The following is a 16,107-nucleotide window of genomic DNA, read 5'->3' on the forward strand; positions in this document are numbered from 1 at the left end:
CCGGCTGGAGCGTCACGAACGCCCGGCGGGCACCCAGTTCCGCACGGCAGGCCGGTACCCGTCGGGCTTGTCGCCGACCCGCGCGCCCGCGTTGACCAACCAGCCCTGGTAGTCCGGCGTGAACATCCGGTAGAGGGACTCAGGTGGCACGGCGCTCGCCTCGTCCAGCGCGGCGCGGTGGACGGCGGACAGTTCGAAGTCGAGCGCCGCGAGGCTGGAGTCGAGCTGCCCGGCGCTGCTCGCCCCGACGATCGCCGACGCGATCCCCGGCCGCGCGACGACCCAGTTGAGCGCGACCTGCGCCATGGTCGCGCCCACCTCCTCCGCGACGCTTTCCAGCACCTTCAGCAGTTCCCACTGCCGGTCCGTCCACGTGGGACCGGTCGCGCCGTCGCCGCTGAGCCTGCCCTCGCCGGTCACGCCGGCGCCGGTGTCGCGGTACTTGCCCGTGAGGAAACCGCCGCCGAGCGGGCTCCACGCCGTGATGCCGAGACCGAGGTGGACGCCCGCGTCGACGTGCTCCACCTCGATCGTCCGGTCGATCAGCGAGTAGGGGAGCTGGAGGTTGACCATCGGCACGAGCGAGTTCGCCTCGGCCACGCTCTGCGCGCGGGCCGCGTACCAGGCGGGCACGTCCGACAGCCCCGCGTAGCGGATCTTGCCCGCCCTGGTGAGGTCGTCGAACGTGCGCAGCACCTCCTCGACCGGCGTGATCCGGTCCCACGTGTGCAGCAGGAACAGGTCGAGGTGGTCGGTGCGCAGCCTGCGCAGCGACGCCTCCACCGCCCTGACCATGTGCTTGCGGCCGTTCCCGCCCGCGTTCGGATCGCCGGGATCGACGCTGTTGGTGAACTTGCTGGTGAGCACGAGCCGGTCGCGCGCGCCGGTCTCGGCGACCAGCCCGCCGAGGATCGTCTCGCTCTCGCCCGCGGTGTAGAAGTCCGCCGTGTCGACGGAGTTGCCGCCCGCCTCGAGGTAGCGGCGGAAGATCGGCCGAGCCTCCTCCTCGGTCCTGCCGTAGGAGGCGTGGAAGCCGCTGGTGCCGAAGTTCATCGTGCCCAACGACAGCCTGCTGACGCGCAATCCCGAACGCCCCAGCAGGTAGTACTGGTCCAGTGACATGGTTCCCGCTCGCTTTCCGAACTCGGTGGTCACCTCATCGTGGACCCGAAAAAATGGACCTGCAAGTACAGAAAATGCCTCAGTCCGATGAGGGACCGCCCGTCTCCAGCAGCTTGCCGTCCTCGAGCCGCAGCCTGCGGTCGATCCCGATCCCGGCCAGGAAGCGCTCGTCGTGGCTGACGACGACGAACGCGCCCTCGTAAGCGTTGAGAGCGCTTTCCAACTGCCCGGCGCTGTCCAGGTCGAGGTTGTTCGTGGGCTCGTCCAGCAACAACAGTTGGGGCGCGGGCTCGGCGTCCAGGACGCAGGCCAGCGTGGCCCGCAGCCGTTCGCCACCGGACAGGACGCCGACCGGCAGGTGGACGCGCGACCCGCGGAACAGGAAGCGCGCCAACAGGTTCATCCGCTGCGCGGGCGGCATCTCCGGGGCGTAGGCCGCCAGGTTCCCGGCCACCGAGAGCCCGTCGTCCAGCAGGTCCAGCCGCTGCGACAGGTAGGCGATCCGGCAGTCGGCCCGCGTGGTCGTTCCGCCGTCCGGGGTGAGGTCGCCGTGCAGGATCCGCAGCAGCGTGGACTTCCCGGTGCCGTTCGGGCCGGTCAGCGCGATGCGCTCCGGGCCGCGCACGGCGAGGTCGAGGCCCGCGAACAGCTCCCGCCCGCCGTAGCCCATCCGCAGCCCCTCGCCGAGGAACAGCGTCCGGCCCGCGGGGACCGCCGTTCCCGGCAGCTCCAGCGTGATCCTCCGGTCGTCGCGCAGCGCGCGTTCGGCCCGGTCGAGCTTGTCCTTGGCAGCGCCCACCCTGGCGGCGTGCGTCCCGTCCGCCTTGCCCGCGGACTCCTGCGCGTCGCGCTTCATCGCCCCGGCGAAGATCCTGGGCAGACCGGCGTTCCCCAGGTTGCGCTTGGCGTTGCTCGCCCTGCGGGCCGCGCGTTCACGGGCCTGCTGCATCTCGCGCTTCTCGCGCTTGACGTCCTGCTCGGCGTTGCGGATGTTCTTCTCGGCCACCTCGCGCGCCGCGTCGACAGCGCGTTCGTAGTCGGTGAAGTCGCCGCCGTGGAACCGGATCCCGCCGCCGTCGAGTTCGGCGATGCGGTCCATCCGGTCGAGCAGGGCGCGGTCGTGGCTGATCACCAGCAGGCACCCGTGCCAGTCGTCGAGCGCGGCGTGCAACCCGTGCCGCGCGTCGAGGTCGAGGTTGTTGGTGGGCTCGTCGAGCAGCAGCACGTCGGGGCGCTTGAGCAGTTGGGCGGCCAGGCCGAGGGACACGGTCTGCCCGCCGCTGAGCGTGCGCAGGCGGCGGTCCAGGTCGATCCCGCCGAGCCCCAGCCGGTCCAACTGGGCGCGGGTGCGCTCCTCGACGTCCCAGTCTGCGCCGATGGTGGTGAAGTGCTCCTCGGCGGCGTCACCCGACTCGACCGCGCGCAGGGCCCGCAGCACCGGCTCGACGCCCAGCACCTCGGCAGCGGTCAGGTCGGCGGTCAGCGGCAGGTCCTGGGGGAGGTAGCCGAGCACGCCGTCCACGGACACGCTGCCGGACGATGGTGCCAGTTCACCCGCGATCAGCTTGAGCAGGGTGGTCTTCCCGGCGCCGTTCGGCGCGACGAGGCCGGTCCGTCCACCGGGGACGGTGAACGACAGCCCGTCGAACACCGGGGTGTCGTCGGGCCAGGAGAAGGACAGGGCGGAGCAGACGACGAAGGCGTCGGACATGGCGGTACTCCAAGGCGTGGAACGGAGCGCACGGCCCCGCTGGTGTGCTGGTCGACGAGACGGCCGTCACGGCGATCAGTGCGCCGTCGGCCTCCACCTGCCGGGTGTCACCCGGAGATGTCGTCTTCACCTGCCACGTCGGATCTCCCCGTCATCGGATCTGCCGGATCGACGATACCAACGACCTTCCGCGCGCGCCTCCCCGTTTCGGCGTCACCTCGCGTCGTGAACCGGCGACGGCGTCGCGCGACCGGTGAGCACGGCGACCACCGCCGCCACCGCGTCCCGCTGAGCGCGCCGCACGGCGTGCCCGACGCGGTCGGGACCGCCGGGCAGCGCGAGGGCGTTGCTGAACACCGCCGCGCCCAGGCGTCCGCTCGATCCGAGCAGGCCGCCGCCCAGGTCGTCCGGCGCGGTCGGCCACAGCCCGCACAGCGCGTCGCGGGCGGCGACCTCGCCCGCGCGGGTGACCGGCGTGTCCGCCGGCCCGTGGACGTCCACTGTGGACTTCCGCGGTGCGGTTCCGCGACGGATGGGCTGACGGCGCAACCAGTCCGCGGCGTCCTGGCGGTCGAACGCGTCGCAGAACGCGGGCCAGGCGCACCGGCCGAGTATGTGCGCCACCAGCGCCCGCGTGCGCGCCGGATCGGGCAGGATCGCGTCGCCCGCGGCGACCGTGCGCAGCACGTCGCCGACCGGGTCGTCGTCGACGCCGGGCACCAGCAGGACGCGGCGCACGTGGTGCAGCACCTTCAGCGCGTCCCCCTTGCGCGGTCGCGCCGCCGGGGGCAGGTCGTGATCACGCGGCAGGCGCAGTCCCGGTACCGGCGCGGGCTCGGCGGTGCTCCCGACAACGAGGTCCAGCGGGGCGGCGAGCAGCGCGCGGTAGCGGTCGCCTCCCGGCGGGGAGTGGTCGACGGCCCGGTGGTGATCGAGGTGCGCCGCGCACATCGCGGCGTCGCAGCACCGCTCGCCGGTGCGGGCGGCGCAGTGGACGCAGCGCAGCGCCACGATCCGCGCCCGGCCGCGCAGCAGCCCCGGAGCGCCGACCCACCGCGCCCACGCCGTGTCCGGGCCGTCGCGCCGTCGGACCAGGAAGTCGACGGCTTCCCCGAACCCGTGCTCGTCGGGCGGTGAGGCCGTGATGTCGTAGCCGTCCACGAGCACGGTGGCGTCGGGGGTGAAGGGCGGAGGCGGTCCTGCCACGCCTCCATGATGCCCCGCCGCCTGGTTGCGGCAAGTATGCGCAAAATATCAACTATCCAACGCAACTGCTGGTCAATCTGGTGAAACTCACCGACAACTTCTTGTGGCTGGCCGTACGGCATCTTAGAGTCGCCTCACCCCGCAGCCGAGCGGCCTCCGCTGGTCGCCCCGCTGAGAAGTCCGGAAGAAATGAGTCCTCGATGTCACGGAGCACCACTGGAGTTGCTGCGAGGCGTTCCACCGGGCGGTCGCGCTGGATCGCGGCCGCGGCGACGGCGGTGGTGACCGCGGGTCTGGTCACGACGGTCGGCGCGGGCACCTCGTCCGCGAGCGCGCCGCCGAACCCGGCCGTCACCCGCACCGCCCTCGCGCCGTCACTGGTCGCGGGCAGGGGCGCCGAGGTCGACTTCGCCGAGCAGGAGGCGGAGAACGCGGCCACGAACGGCGTCGTCATCGGACCGGACCGCTCGGCGTACACGCTGCCCGCGGAGGCTTCCGGCCGCAAGGCGGTCAAGCTGGTGCCGGGCCAGCACGTGGAGTTCACGCTGCCCGGCGCGGCCAACGCGATCACCGTCCGGTACAGCATCCCGGACGCGTCGAACGGCGGCGGCATCACCGCGCCGCTCGACGTGTCGGTGAACGGCAGGCACGACACCACCGCGACGCTCACGTCGCAGTACTCGTGGCTGTACAACCAGTACCCGTTCTCCAACGACCCCGGCGCCGGCCTGCTGCACCCGGACTGGTGGATCACCGAGTGCGCCTGCGTGCCCGCGGCGACCACCCCCGCCCCGGTGATCACGACCCCGTTCCGCCCCGGCCACTTCTACGACGAGCAGCGGCTCAAGCTCGACCGCACCTACGCCGCGGGCGCCAAGGTCCGGCTCACCGTTCCGGTCGGGTCGAACGCCGCGTGGACCGTCGTGGACCTGCTCGACTCGCACCTGGTGGGCCTGCCGCACTTCGAGTTCACCGCCGTGAACGTGCTGCTGTTCGGCGCCGATCCCACCGGCAAGCGCGAGTCCGCGGACGCGTTCGACAGGGCCATCGCGCTGGCGAAGCGCCTGCACCGCAAGGTCTACCTGCCGCCGGGCACCTACCAGGTGAACCGCCACATCGTCGTCGACGACGTCACCATCGAGGGTGCGGGCAGCTGGTACACCACGGTCAAGGGCCACGAGGTCGCGCTGAGCACGCCCGCACCGGACGGCTCCGTGCACACCGGCGTCGGCTTCTACGGCAAGGACGCCGCTTCGGGCGGCAGCACGAACGTCCACCTGTCCGGCTTCGCCATCGAGGGCGACGTCCGCGAGCGCGTCGACACCGACCAGGTCAACGGCGTCGGGGGAGCGATGAGCAACTCCACGATCGAGGGCCTGTACCTGCACCACACCAAGGTGGGCCTGTGGTTCGACGGGCCGATGACGAACACGCGCGTGAAGGGCAACGTGATCGTCGACCAGATCGCCGACGGCCTCAACTTCCACACCGGCGTGACGAACTCGGTCGCGTCCGGCAACTTCGTCCGCAACACCGGTGACGACGGCCTGGCCATGTGGTCGGAGAAGGTGGAGAACGCGGGCAACACCTTCGACCACAACACCGTGCAGACGCCGACCCTCGCCAACGGCATCGCGGTCTACGGCGGCACCGACACCACCGTCTCCAACAACCTCGTGGCCGACCCGATCCGCGAGGGCAGCGCCATCCACCTCGGCTCCCGGTTCGGCGCCGAGGCGTTCACCGGGTACGTGCGCGTCACCGACAACACCACCGTCCGCTCCGGCACGTTCGAGCTGAACTGGAAGATCGGACTTGGCGCCATCTGGCTCTACGCGCTGGACAAGGACATCAGCGCCGACGTGCGGGTCACCGGCGACCACTTCCTGGACAACACCTACAACGCGATCATGCTGGTCAGCGATTTCCCGGTGAAGGACCGGTATTCCATCACCAACGTCCACTTCGCCGACGTCCGCGTCGACGGCGCAGGCACGTCCGTCGTCAGCGCCCGCTCCGCCGGATCGGCGACGTTCCGGAACGTGGACGCCCGCAACGTCGGCGCCGTCGGCGTCAACAACTGCGGCTCGTTCAACTTCACCCCCGCGGGCTCGGAGTTCTCGCTGACCGACGCGGGCGGCAACGACGGCGGCTGGCTCGCCCCGTGGGAACTGCCCAACACCATCACCTGCGACGACCGCCCGACGGTCGTCGCCCCACCGGCGCCGTCCGCCTGGTAGCGCGTGCTCGGGCGGGGAGTCCTCGGGCTCCCCGCCCGCGCCATGGGCCACACTTGCTCCGACCAGTTCCCCAGACCCGTGGTAGCGCACGCGGTCGCACCAGGTTGGAGTGAGAACGCCTTGTCCAGCAACAGCGGTCTTCCGGATGACGGCCCCGTCGAGTTACCGCCCTACCGCGCGGTGCTCATCGTCGACACCAAGGATTTCGGCAGCAACTCCAGCGTCGTGCAGGCCGCGATGGCGGACACCATCTACGACGTGCTGAGCCGCGCGTTCGAGCGCGCCGGGCTCAGCCACGTGCTGGAAGGAGCCCTGTTCCCGCACAACACCGGCGACGGCTACGGCCTGGGCTTCGACACCCGCCACCTGCCCGCCGTCGTCACCCGCTTCTTCGACGCCCTCCAGGACGAGCTGGCCGACCGCGACAAGAGGATGCGCGCCGCGGGCCGCCCCGGCTCCCTGCGCATGCGCGCCAGCCTCAACGTCGGCCCCGTCCGCCCGGAACCCGACCGCAAGGCCGCCGTCGTCGGCAGCACGGTGATCACCGCCTACCGGCTCCTCGACTGCGCCCCGGTCCGCGACGTCCTCACCAAGTCCGATCCCACGCAGACCTTCGTGTCCGTGGTGCTGTCGCAGCGCGTGTTCGAGGACGTCCTCGCCAGCGAGTACGCCACCCTTCGCGCCACCAGCGTCGTCCGGACCACCGTGCAGGTGAAGGAGTTCACCGGCACCGTCTACCTGTACGTCCCCAAGCCCAGCGGCGACCTGCTCCGCACCGGCATCGGTACCGCGGACGACTACGAGGCCAGCCTCGCCGACGCCAAGTCCGTCCGCGACCTGCCGACCTACGGCGGCACGACGAACATCATGACCGGCACCCACTCCGGCACCGCCATCCAGGTCGGCCACGTGCACGGCAGCATCAAGCACCACGACCGCTAGGTCACCCTTCCCCGCTTCGACTCCGGTCCGGGATCGCGGGGGTGCGCGGTGGATCAGTCCCGCCAAGTTCCGATGCTGTCGAGCAGGTGGCTGATCAACGCGTCCGACACCGTTCCCGCCTGCATCGCCGTGCGGTAGAGGAGCGGCCCGATCAGCGTCGCGGACGCGTCTTCCGGTGGCAGCGCGGTGGTGAGTTCGCCGTTGTCCCGAGCGAGGGCGAGGGCCGTGGAGACGCGGGTGGTGACGGCGGCGGAGGAGTGGTCGCGGCGGATCGCGACTTCGGGGTCCCAGAGGGCGCTTTGCATGAGGGTCAGGGAGACGGCGGCGACGGCGGGGAGGGTCATCTCGTCGGCGAGGCCGCGGAGTTCCCGGTGCAGCCAGGGTTTGACCGGGGTGGTGGGGGTGCGGAGGAACGGGAGGTCGGAGCCGGACATGGCGGCCAGCAGCAGGTGGTCGCCGCGTTGCCAGTGGCGGTAGACGGTGGCGCGGCCGACGCCCGCCTCCTGGGCGACGCGTTGGTGCGTGATGGCGGCGGGCCCCTCGCGGACGAGCAGGGTGTGGGCGGCGACGAGGATCGCGTCCCTGCTCCGCGCGGTCCTGGGGTCCATCGGCGTGTCCATGGCCGCAGTCTACGAGACAACTTGACTCATAGATTCCCGGAATGCCATGCTCCAACTTGTGAGTCAACTTGTCTCAGAGATGGAGGGTCGATGAACGTGGTCGTCTTCGGTGCCACCGGCGGAACGGGGCGCGCGGTCGTGGAGCGAGCGTTGGAGGCCGGGCATGGGGTCACCGCGGTGGTGAGGCGCGGGGACGCGTTCCCGGTCACGCCGGGTCTGCGGGTGGTCGTGGTGCCGGATCTCGCCCGGCTGGACGAGGTGACCGCCGCCGTGCGCGGGCAGGACGTGGTGATCAGCGCGTTGGGCACGAACGCCAAGGGGCCGGTCAGCGTGTGCGCCGATGGCGTCCGGTCGATCCTGGCGGCGATGGGGGACGCCGGGGTGCGGCGGCTGATCGCGGTCAGCGCCCACGGCGCCGCGGAGACGCACGACCGCTCGCTCTACTCGCTGGCGCTGTGGGCGTCGGTGGGGGACAAGATGCGGGACAAGGAAGCGATGGAGGAGCTGATCCGGGCGTCCGATGTGGACTGGACGATCGTCCGCCCGCCCGCGCTCAAGGACAAGCCGCGAACCGGCGCCTACCGCACGGGTCCCGACCTGCCGATCCGCCTGACCTCGGCGATCTCCCGCGCGGACCTGGCCGACTTCCTGCTGCGCGAGGCGACCACACCGGTCTACGTCAACGCCTTCCCGAGGATCGCGGCGTGACCGGCCGGGTCGCGCTCGTCACCGGTGCCACGGGCGGGATGGGACGGGTGATCACGACGGAGCTGGCCCGCCTCGGTTTCACGGTGGTGGTCGTGTGCCGGTCGGCCGCGGGTGGGGAGGAGGTCGTCCGGCACGTCGCCGCGCACGTTCCCCAAGCCCTGATCGAGGTGCTGACCGGGGACCTCGCCGAGCGTACCGACCTGCACCGCGTCGCCGCCGAGTTCGCCGACCGCCACCCGGCGCTGCACGTGCTGGTCAACAACGCGGGCGCGCACTTCCGGGACCGCCGGGTCAACTCCGACGGCGTCGAGATGCACGTGGCCGTCAACCACCTGGCCGGGTTCACGCTGACCGCGCTGCTGCTCGACCGGTTGCGCGCGGGCACGCCTTCGCGGGTGGTCAACGTCGTCTCGGCGTCGATGTCGGACACCCGCCGGATGCCGATCCTCGGCAAGCCCCGCCCCGTGCGCCTCGACGCGCTCGACGACCTGCGCCTGGTCAACCCGGCCGCGGGCTTCGAACCGTTCGAGGCCTACGCCCGCGCGAAGCTGCTCACCACGATGTGCGGCTACGTCCTCGCCGACCGGCTGCGCGACTCCGGCGTCACCGTGAACGCGGTCCACCCCGGCTTGGTGGCCACCGACATCATCGCCGACGTCGCCCCGCGCGTGGCGAAACCCTTCCTGGGCCTCGTCCAGCGCACGCTGCTCACCCCGGAGGAGGGCGCGCGCTCCGCGCTGCGCCTGGCGACCGACCCCGCGCTGGCCGGCGTGACCGGCCGCTACTTCGTCCGCGAGGAGGAGCAGCGGTCACCGGACGTGTCCTACGATCCGGAGCTGCGGCAACGGATCTGGGCGGCCAGCCGGAAGCAGACGATCTGACGCACCGGTTCCGGCCACCGAAGCGGCCGGAACCGGTGCGGGATCAGCGGTACAGGCGGATGTCGGCGACGCTCCACCAGTTGGCCGCCGTGCCGGTGGACGTGACGCGCAGGTACCGGGCGGTGGTGGCGCGGACGTCGACGGTGGTCAGCTGGCCCGTCCCGGCGCCCGTGGCGAGGGTGCGCCAGGTGGTGCCGTCGGTGCTGGACGACAGCTGCCACGACCGCGCGAAGTCGCCCTCGTAGCCGCCGCTGTCGACGGCCACCCTGGTGAAGCGCTTGCGGGACTTGAGGTCCAGCTGGACGTACTGGCCCGCGGCCTGGGCGGTGCCGCTGGACCAGCGGGTCGACGCGTCGTCGTCCGCGACCAGTGCCACGCCCTCGCCCGCGGGGGAGGCCGTCGCGGTGGCGCCGGTCAGGGGCACCGCGTCGAACCGGGAGCGCAGGTCGTCGTCGCGCGGCCAGGTGAACGTCGCCAGCGCGCCACCGGGCAGCGTGTACTCGAACTGCTTGTCGCCCGCGCTCACCGCGAACGTGCGCGGCTCGTCGTTCTCGTTGTGCACCACCAGCGCCGTGGAACCGTCGGGGTTGCGGAAAGCCGTGTCGATGACCTGGCCGTTCCACCCGGTGGTGCCGAACGACGTGCTGCCGATCCGCGTCGCGCCGGGCTTCACGAACTTCGACAGGTGGCCGATCGTGTAGTACTCGGCGTCGGTGGTCACGCTGCCGTCCGGCTGCGCGGTCACCAGTCCGGTGCACGTGTCGCAGCCGCCGTTGTGCGGGCCGCCGGTGCTGTCCAGCGCGATGTTCCAGTTGACCGCGGACTTCGCCCAGTTGCGGGTCGTGCCCATGACGACGTTGCGCGCGTGCCACCGCAGCGTGTCGTTGAAGACCTGCGCGGGCGGGTCCGCCGGGCCGTGCGACCCGGAGCACTCGGTGAACCAGATCCCCTTGTCCGGGAACGCGTCGTGCAGCTTCGTCTGGTCGGACGGGTCGCCGGAGTAGCAGTGGTAGGCGGTGCCCGTGATCCAGCGCGCGGCCGGGCTGCGCAGGATCTGGTAGGGGTAGTCGGTCTCCGGCGACGAGCCGGGCGGCGTGCCCTCCACGTCACCGGGGTGGGTGGACCAGTTGTGGTCGTAGGCCAGGATCTTCGTGCGCGGACTCGCGGCCCGCAGCTTCGGGCCCAGCGCCTCGATCACCTTCAGCTGCTGCGCGACCGGCATGTCCGTGCCGGGGTACTCCGACGGCGTGCGGTTCTGCGGCTCGTTCTGCACCGACAGGAAGTCGATCGGCACACCCGCCGCCGCGTAGGCCTTCACGTACGCCAGGAGGTAGCGCGCGTAGGCGTCGTACACGGCGGGGTCGTCCTTGAGGCGGCCGCCGACCAGCGAGTCGCCGGTCTTCATCCACGCGGGCGGGCTCCACGGCGTGGCCATGACCGACAGCGCCGGGTTGAGCCGCTTAGCCTGGCGCAGCAGCGGCAGGATCGTTTTCTCGTCGTGGGCGATGCTGAAGTGCCGCAACGGGAAGTCGGTCTGCCCCGCGGGCACGTCGTCGTAGGTGTAGTGCTCGGCCTCCGCGGTGAAGTCCGACGACCCGACGGGCTGCCGCAGGAAGCTCACCCCGATGCCGCGCACCGGGTCGAAGAGCTTGCGCATCGTCTCGTCCCGCACACCGGGGGCCAGCCCGCGCAGGACGGCCGCCGACGAGTCGGTGATCGACGCCCCGAACCCGTCGACCCGCTGGTAGGACCGGTCTGGATCGACCACGATCGTGGGATGCGTCGAGGTCCCGGACCCGAACACGACCGGCGCGCGCTCCGCCATCAGCTCGGCTCGGTCGGGCGTCGTCACCCACACTCGTGCGCGCGGCGCGTCGTGGTGCGGACCCGCCGCTTGCACGGACGCCGTGCTCACGAGGGTCAGTGCTACTGCCGCCGCGACGCCGTACGCGGTTCTTCTCATGGCCACCCGTCCCGATGTGTAACAGGGCATCAATCAGGATGAAACAAATTGTTCCGTCATGGAACACGTACGCCTGGTTCAACGTCAAGAGGCAGGTCAGGGGCTGCCGGTTATAGTGATCGAGTGGAGCGGCGAACGAGGGTGCGGGACATCGCCGCGGAAACCGGGGTCTCCATCGCCACGGTGTCCCGCGTGCTCAACGACCACGTCAACGTGGCCCCGAGAACCCGCGAACTCGTGCTCCAGGCCGTCGAACGGCACCGCCGCGACGACACCCCGCCGGGCGCGGTCCACGTCCGCTGCCCGTACCTGCTGACCGACTACTTCGGACTGATCGTCTCCTCGATCGCGGAAACCCTTCGCCTGCACGGGATGCGCATGACGCTCGACGCGGGCGAGGCCTCCCAGCGCGACGACGCCCTCACCACCCTGCCCGACCAGCCGGGCACCGGCTCAGCCATCCTCATCCTCCCTCCCGAGGACGGCGACCAGCTCATCGCCCTGTCCCGCACCGGCTTCCCCTTCGTCGTGGTCGACCCCCGCACCCCTCCACCACCGGACGTCGCCGCCGTCTCCGCCGCCCACTTCTCCGGCGCCCGCGCCATGGCCGCGCACCTGGTGGAACTGGGCCACCGCCACATCGGCATGATCGCCGGCCCGGAGGAATGGCTCGCCAGCGACGCCAGAGCAGCAGGCCACCACGCCGCCCTCGCCGCGGTCGGCGTACTACCCGACCCGCACCGAACCCGCCACGTCGAACCCACCACCAACGCCGGCCGCCAAGCGGGCGGCGAACTCCTGGACGCCCCCTCCCCGCCGACCGCGATCGTCTGCTTCAACGACAAACTCGCAGTCGGCGCCCTCCAAGCCGCCCGCGAACGCGGCCTCCGAGTACCCGAGGACGTCTCCATCGCCGGCTTCGACGACATCGACCTGAGCCGCGCCACCACCCCCACCCTCACCACCATCCGCCAACCACTGGCGGAGATGGGCCGCATCGCCGTCACCCAACTGATGCGCGTCCTGGACGGCCACCGCCCAGAAGCCCTGCACCTCGAACTCTCAACCACCCTCATACCCCGCAACTCAACCGGCCCGGCCAAAACCTGACCGCCGAGCCGGCCCAACTGACGACGGCGAGCGTCTCTGCCCAGGAGCACGACGACACCGAGCAAACCCCACAAGCACCGACAAAGCGAGCGCGCCCGCACCTTGTTCGGCCGATTTGACTTGGGGTTTTCGGCCCTGCACTTTCGACGGCGGGCAGGAGCTACACCACCTGCCCTTTAGACCGCCGAGGGCCGAAAAAGGGGCCCCAAGTCAAATCGGCCGAACCCGGAGCAAGGAACGCCCCACCTACCCTCGCTCACGTCGAGGACGTCCTGGTGGAGAGCGCTTGCACCATCGAGCACACGTAGGCCGCCTGCCCGGCCCCCACCGACTGGAACCTTCCCCTCTCCACCTCCGTGTAACCGGTGTGGGCATGCGAAGAAGTGATCCCGAAGACGAGACCTTCCGGCGGTTCGCCGCGATGGCCATCCCCTCCATGGGGCGGCTCGCCTACCTGCTCTGCGGGGACGGCCACACGGCGGACGACCTGGTGCAGGCGTCGCTGATCAAGCTGCACCGGGCGTGGCGGCGGATCGATCCGCCGGTCGTGGTGGACGCCTACGTGCGCAAGGTGCTGCTGCGGTGCTGGCTCGACGAGCAGCGCAAGCCGTGGCGGCGGCGCGAGTCGCGCGACGGTGTGGTGCCGGACGTGGCCGACGACCTCGCCGACCCGGCGCTGGTCGACTGGGCGTCCGGTGACACCGAGGCGCTGCGCAGGGCGTTGGCGACGCTGCCCGCGATGCAGCGGGCGGCGGTGGTGCTGCGGTTCTACTCGCAGCTGTCGATCAGCGAGACAGCGGACGCGTTGCGCTGCAACGAGGGAACCGTGAAGAGCCGGACGGCCAGGGGGTTGGCGGCGCTGCGCGCGGCCCTCTCCGGGACGTCGGAGGACCTGACCCCGATGCAAAGGCGGAGTGAACGATGAACGACCGGAAGCTCGTGGACGGCTTGACCGCGTTGGCCGACAGCACACGGACCCCCGACATCGACGTCGACGCGGTGATCCGCAAGTCCCGCACGCGGTCGCGGCGGCGGACCGCGGTGGTCGCCACCGCGCTGGGCACGACCGTCGTGCTCGGCGGGGTGCTCGCGTTCGGCGGGCCGCTCGCGGGCAGTTCGCCTCCGGTCCCGGTCCCGGAGGTGGCGGCGTCCGGGGAGGTGCAGCCCTACCCCCAGCTGCCGAAGGGCGAGGTGCCCGTGCCGAACGTGGACGAGAGCCCGACGCTGCCCGTGTTCGCCGGTCTGCTCAAGGCCAAGGTGCCCGTCGTGGTACCCGGCGCGGAGACGCACGAGCAGACGTTCGGGACCTTGCCGGGCTGGGACTTCACGTCCAACTACGCCTCCGTCGACGGTACGGGGAAGGGGAGCCTGCGCGTCCGGGTGTTCGGCACTTCGGCCGCCAAGGTGATGCGGCAGCTCCCGCCGGGTGGGTGCAAGCTCGTCGAGGCGGGCGCTCCGGCCGGTGGTGACGATCCGCTGTGCTACCGGCAGCCCGACGGCAGCTACGTCCGGGTCGACGGCGAACTCGAGGGAGCGCAGGAGCTGCCCGCTCCGCTGAGTCCCGAGGAGCAGGCCATGACGGACGAGGAGAAGGAGGCGTGGGAGCAGAGGTTCCCGCAGAGGCCGAACCGGGTCGCCAAGCACTACCGCGCCGACGGGACGATCGTGGAGGTCTGGGGAGGATCGCCGGTGACCGGTGCCCCTCCGACGGTGTTCACCGATGAGCAGCTGATCGCCCTGGCCGTGGACCCGGCGTTCACCCTCTGACCCCGACGCCGCGAACCCCTCGTCGCATCGGGGTTCGCGGCACACCGCGTTCGTCGGTGGCACCGGGGGCGGGCACCCCACCGGTCGGGCCCCGAAACGCCGGTCCACGATGTGGACCGTCCCGGCTCCGGGCGGGCTATGTTGCGCTGACCTGCATCGACAACGACGTGGAGCAGCACGGTGAACGTTCCGGACGACCTCGAACCCCGGTCCACCACGTGGACCGGCGCCCCCTCCGGCGCGCAGTCGGCGGGTCGGGTGCTCCAGGTGCTCCGACTGCTCGCGACGAACGGCGGCGCCACCGACTACGGGTGCGGGCTGGGGGACCTGGTGCGCGTCACCGGGCTGGCCAAGCCCACCGTGCACCGGTTGCTGGCGGCGCTCGTCGCGACGGGGTTCGCCGAGCGGGACCCGCGCACCTCGCGCTACCGCCTCGGCGCCGAGGCGCAGCTGGTCGGCGCGCTGGCCGCCCGCCGCACGAGCGTCCAGCGGCTCGCCCGCCCGCTGCTGGCCGACCTCGCCGCCCGCACCCGCGAGACGGTGCTGCTCACCGTGCGGCGCGAGCACGAGTGCCTGTGCCTGCACCGCGAGGACGGCCTGGGGCAGATCCGCACGTACGTGCTCGCCGTCGGCGACACCCACCCGTTGGGCGTCAACGCGGGCGGGCTCGCGCTGCTGGCCGCCGAGGACGACGAGGCCGTGGCGGCGTCGCTGGACCGCGACGCGGACTGGATCGCCACCGACTACCCGCTGCTGGACCGCGCCCGGATCCTCGACATGATCGCGGCCACCCGGCGGCAGGGCTGGTCGTTCAACGACGGCCGGGTGTGCCCCGGCGCGTGGGGCGTCGCGATGGCGCTGCCCGACGGCTCCGCGGCCATCACGGTGGCGGGGGTGGAGCAGCGGATGCGGTCCGACCGGCGCAGGGAGATCGCCGGGATGCTGCGCGCCGCGGTGGGGGAGCTGGAACGGCTGCTGCGGCCGGGCCGGGCCGCGGTCGGGAACACCGCGTGAGCGGCGGCAGGCTGGCGGGCCGCACGGCGGTCGTCGTCGGCGGCGGCCACCAGGGCGAGGGGCCCGGCGGCGTGACGGGCATCGGCTTCGCCACGGCCACCACGTTCGCGCGGCACGGAGCCCGCGTGGCGGTGGTCGACCGGGACGCCGACTCCGCGCGGCGCACCGTTCAGGCGATCACCGACGCGGGTGGGCAGGCGCTCGCGCTGGTCGCCGACGCGACCGACGACGACCAGGTGCGCGCCGCCGTCGACACCGCGCTCGGCGCGTTCGGGCGGATCGACGTGGTGCACACCAACGTCGGCGTCACCTCGCTCGGCTCGGTCGAGGACATCACGATCGAGGACTGGCGCACTTCGTTCGCGCTCAACCTGGACACGGTGTTCCTGGCCGCCAAGCACACCCTGCCGCACCTCGCGGCGCGTGGCGGCTCGCTCGTCGCGATGTCGTCGGTGGCCTCGATCCGCTCCACCGGCTACCCCTACCCCGGTTACGCGGCGGCGAAGGCGGCCGTCAACCAGCTGACCCGGTCCATCGCGATCGAGTACGCCGGACGGGGTGTGCGGGCGAACGCGATCCTCGCGGGCCTGATCGACACACCGCTGGTCTACCGGCAGCTCGCGGACGGCTCCGCCGGGGCGACGCGGGCCGACCGCGCCGCCCGCAGCCCCACCGGGGCCATGGGCACCGCCCAGGACGTCGCCGACGCGGCCCTGTTCCTGGCCTCCGACGAGTCCCGCTACATCACCGGGGTCCTGCTGCCGGTCGACGGCGGCCTGCACGTGCGCGCCGGATGACCGGGGCCACATCCGAGAGGACGACC

14 protein-coding genes are annotated in these 16,107 nt (G+C 71.8%); 9 read left to right on the forward strand and 5 right to left on the reverse strand.

Annotated elements, in window-relative coordinates:
* Positions 1–12: 12 nt before the first annotated feature.
* The 3 genes from RM788_RS48310 to RM788_RS48320 form a co-directional block, all read right to left on the reverse strand.
* A complete protein-coding gene (locus tag RM788_RS48310) occupies positions 13–1,122 on the reverse strand; it encodes an aldo/keto reductase (RefSeq protein ID WP_315928012.1) in 1,110 nt (369 codons plus the stop codon).
* Positions 1,123–1,201: 79 nt separating this feature from the next.
* Positions 1,202–2,833 (reverse strand): ABC-F family ATP-binding cassette domain-containing protein, encoded by a 1,632-nt coding sequence (locus RM788_RS48315; protein ID WP_315928014.1) that lies wholly within the window; start codon positions 2,831–2,833, stop codon positions 1,202–1,204.
* Positions 2,834–3,046: 213 nt separating this feature from the next.
* Positions 3,047–4,039 (reverse strand): hypothetical protein, encoded by a 993-nt coding sequence (locus tag RM788_RS48320; protein WP_315928016.1) that lies wholly within the window; start codon positions 4,037–4,039, stop codon positions 3,047–3,049.
* A gap of 200 nt (positions 4,040–4,239) precedes the next feature.
* Between RM788_RS48320 and RM788_RS48325 the strand changes: the two genes are divergently transcribed.
* Together RM788_RS48325 and RM788_RS48330 are read left to right on the forward strand one after the other, a co-directional pair.
* Positions 4,240–6,279 carry a glycosyl hydrolase family 28-related protein gene (locus RM788_RS48325; RefSeq protein ID WP_315928018.1) on the forward strand — a complete coding sequence of 680 codons (2,040 nt, stop codon included), beginning with the start codon at positions 4,240–4,242 and terminating at the stop codon, positions 6,277–6,279.
* A gap of 120 nt (positions 6,280–6,399) precedes the next feature.
* Complete coding sequence (locus RM788_RS48330) at positions 6,400–7,221, forward strand: nucleotidyl cyclase domain-containing protein (protein WP_315928020.1); 822 nt, start codon at positions 6,400–6,402, stop codon at positions 7,219–7,221.
* 53 nt (positions 7,222–7,274) lie between these two features.
* On the opposite strand, the gene RM788_RS48335 is transcribed toward RM788_RS48330, so the two are convergent.
* Positions 7,275–7,841: a TetR/AcrR family transcriptional regulator gene (locus tag RM788_RS48335; protein ID WP_315928022.1), complete on the reverse strand. Its 567-nt coding sequence runs from the start codon at positions 7,839–7,841 to the stop codon at positions 7,275–7,277.
* Between the two features lie 90 nt (positions 7,842–7,931).
* On the opposite strand from RM788_RS48335, the gene RM788_RS48340 reads away from it, so the two are divergent.
* Entirely contained in the window at positions 7,932–8,549 is a 618-nt protein-coding gene (locus tag RM788_RS48340; RefSeq protein ID WP_315928024.1) for an NAD(P)-dependent oxidoreductase, read from the forward strand.
* The gene (locus RM788_RS48345; protein ID WP_315928026.1) at positions 8,546–9,430 is read left to right on the forward strand and encodes an SDR family NAD(P)-dependent oxidoreductase; all 885 of its coding nucleotides are present in this window, start codon (positions 8,546–8,548) and stop codon (positions 9,428–9,430) included. The genes RM788_RS48340 and RM788_RS48345 overlap by 4 nt, the downstream gene beginning before the upstream one ends.
* A gap of 43 nt (positions 9,431–9,473) precedes the next feature.
* On the opposite strand, the gene RM788_RS48350 is transcribed toward RM788_RS48345, so the two are convergent.
* Positions 9,474–11,393, reverse strand: a complete 1,920-nt coding sequence (locus RM788_RS48350; protein WP_315928028.1) for a glycoside hydrolase family 30 beta sandwich domain-containing protein — start codon at positions 11,391–11,393, stop codon at positions 9,474–9,476.
* Positions 11,394–11,516: 123 nt separating this feature from the next.
* Between RM788_RS48350 and RM788_RS48355 the strand changes: the two genes are divergently transcribed.
* From RM788_RS48355 to RM788_RS48375, 5 genes are all read left to right on the forward strand, one after another.
* Entirely contained in the window at positions 11,517–12,503 is a 987-nt protein-coding gene (locus RM788_RS48355; RefSeq protein WP_315928030.1) for a LacI family DNA-binding transcriptional regulator, read from the forward strand.
* 373 nt (positions 12,504–12,876) lie between these two features.
* Complete coding sequence (locus RM788_RS48360) at positions 12,877–13,428, forward strand: RNA polymerase sigma factor (RefSeq protein WP_315928032.1); 552 nt, start codon at positions 12,877–12,879, stop codon at positions 13,426–13,428.
* A complete protein-coding gene (locus tag RM788_RS48365; protein WP_315928035.1) occupies positions 13,425–14,270 on the forward strand; it encodes a hypothetical protein in 846 nt (281 codons plus the stop codon). Before RM788_RS48360 ends, RM788_RS48365 begins: the two co-directional genes overlap by 4 nt.
* A gap of 180 nt (positions 14,271–14,450) precedes the next feature.
* Entirely contained in the window at positions 14,451–15,284 is an 834-nt protein-coding gene (locus RM788_RS48370) for an IclR family transcriptional regulator (protein WP_315928037.1), read from the forward strand.
* Positions 15,281–16,081, forward strand: a complete 801-nt coding sequence (locus RM788_RS48375) for an SDR family NAD(P)-dependent oxidoreductase (protein ID WP_315928040.1) — start codon at positions 15,281–15,283, stop codon at positions 16,079–16,081. The genes RM788_RS48370 and RM788_RS48375 overlap by 4 nt, the downstream gene beginning before the upstream one ends.
* Positions 16,082–16,107 lie beyond the last annotated feature (26 nt).

This window comes from Umezawaea sp. Da 62-37, assembly GCF_032460545.1.
In the GTDB taxonomy this organism is placed as follows: Bacteria; Actinomycetota; Actinomycetes; order Mycobacteriales; family Pseudonocardiaceae; genus Umezawaea.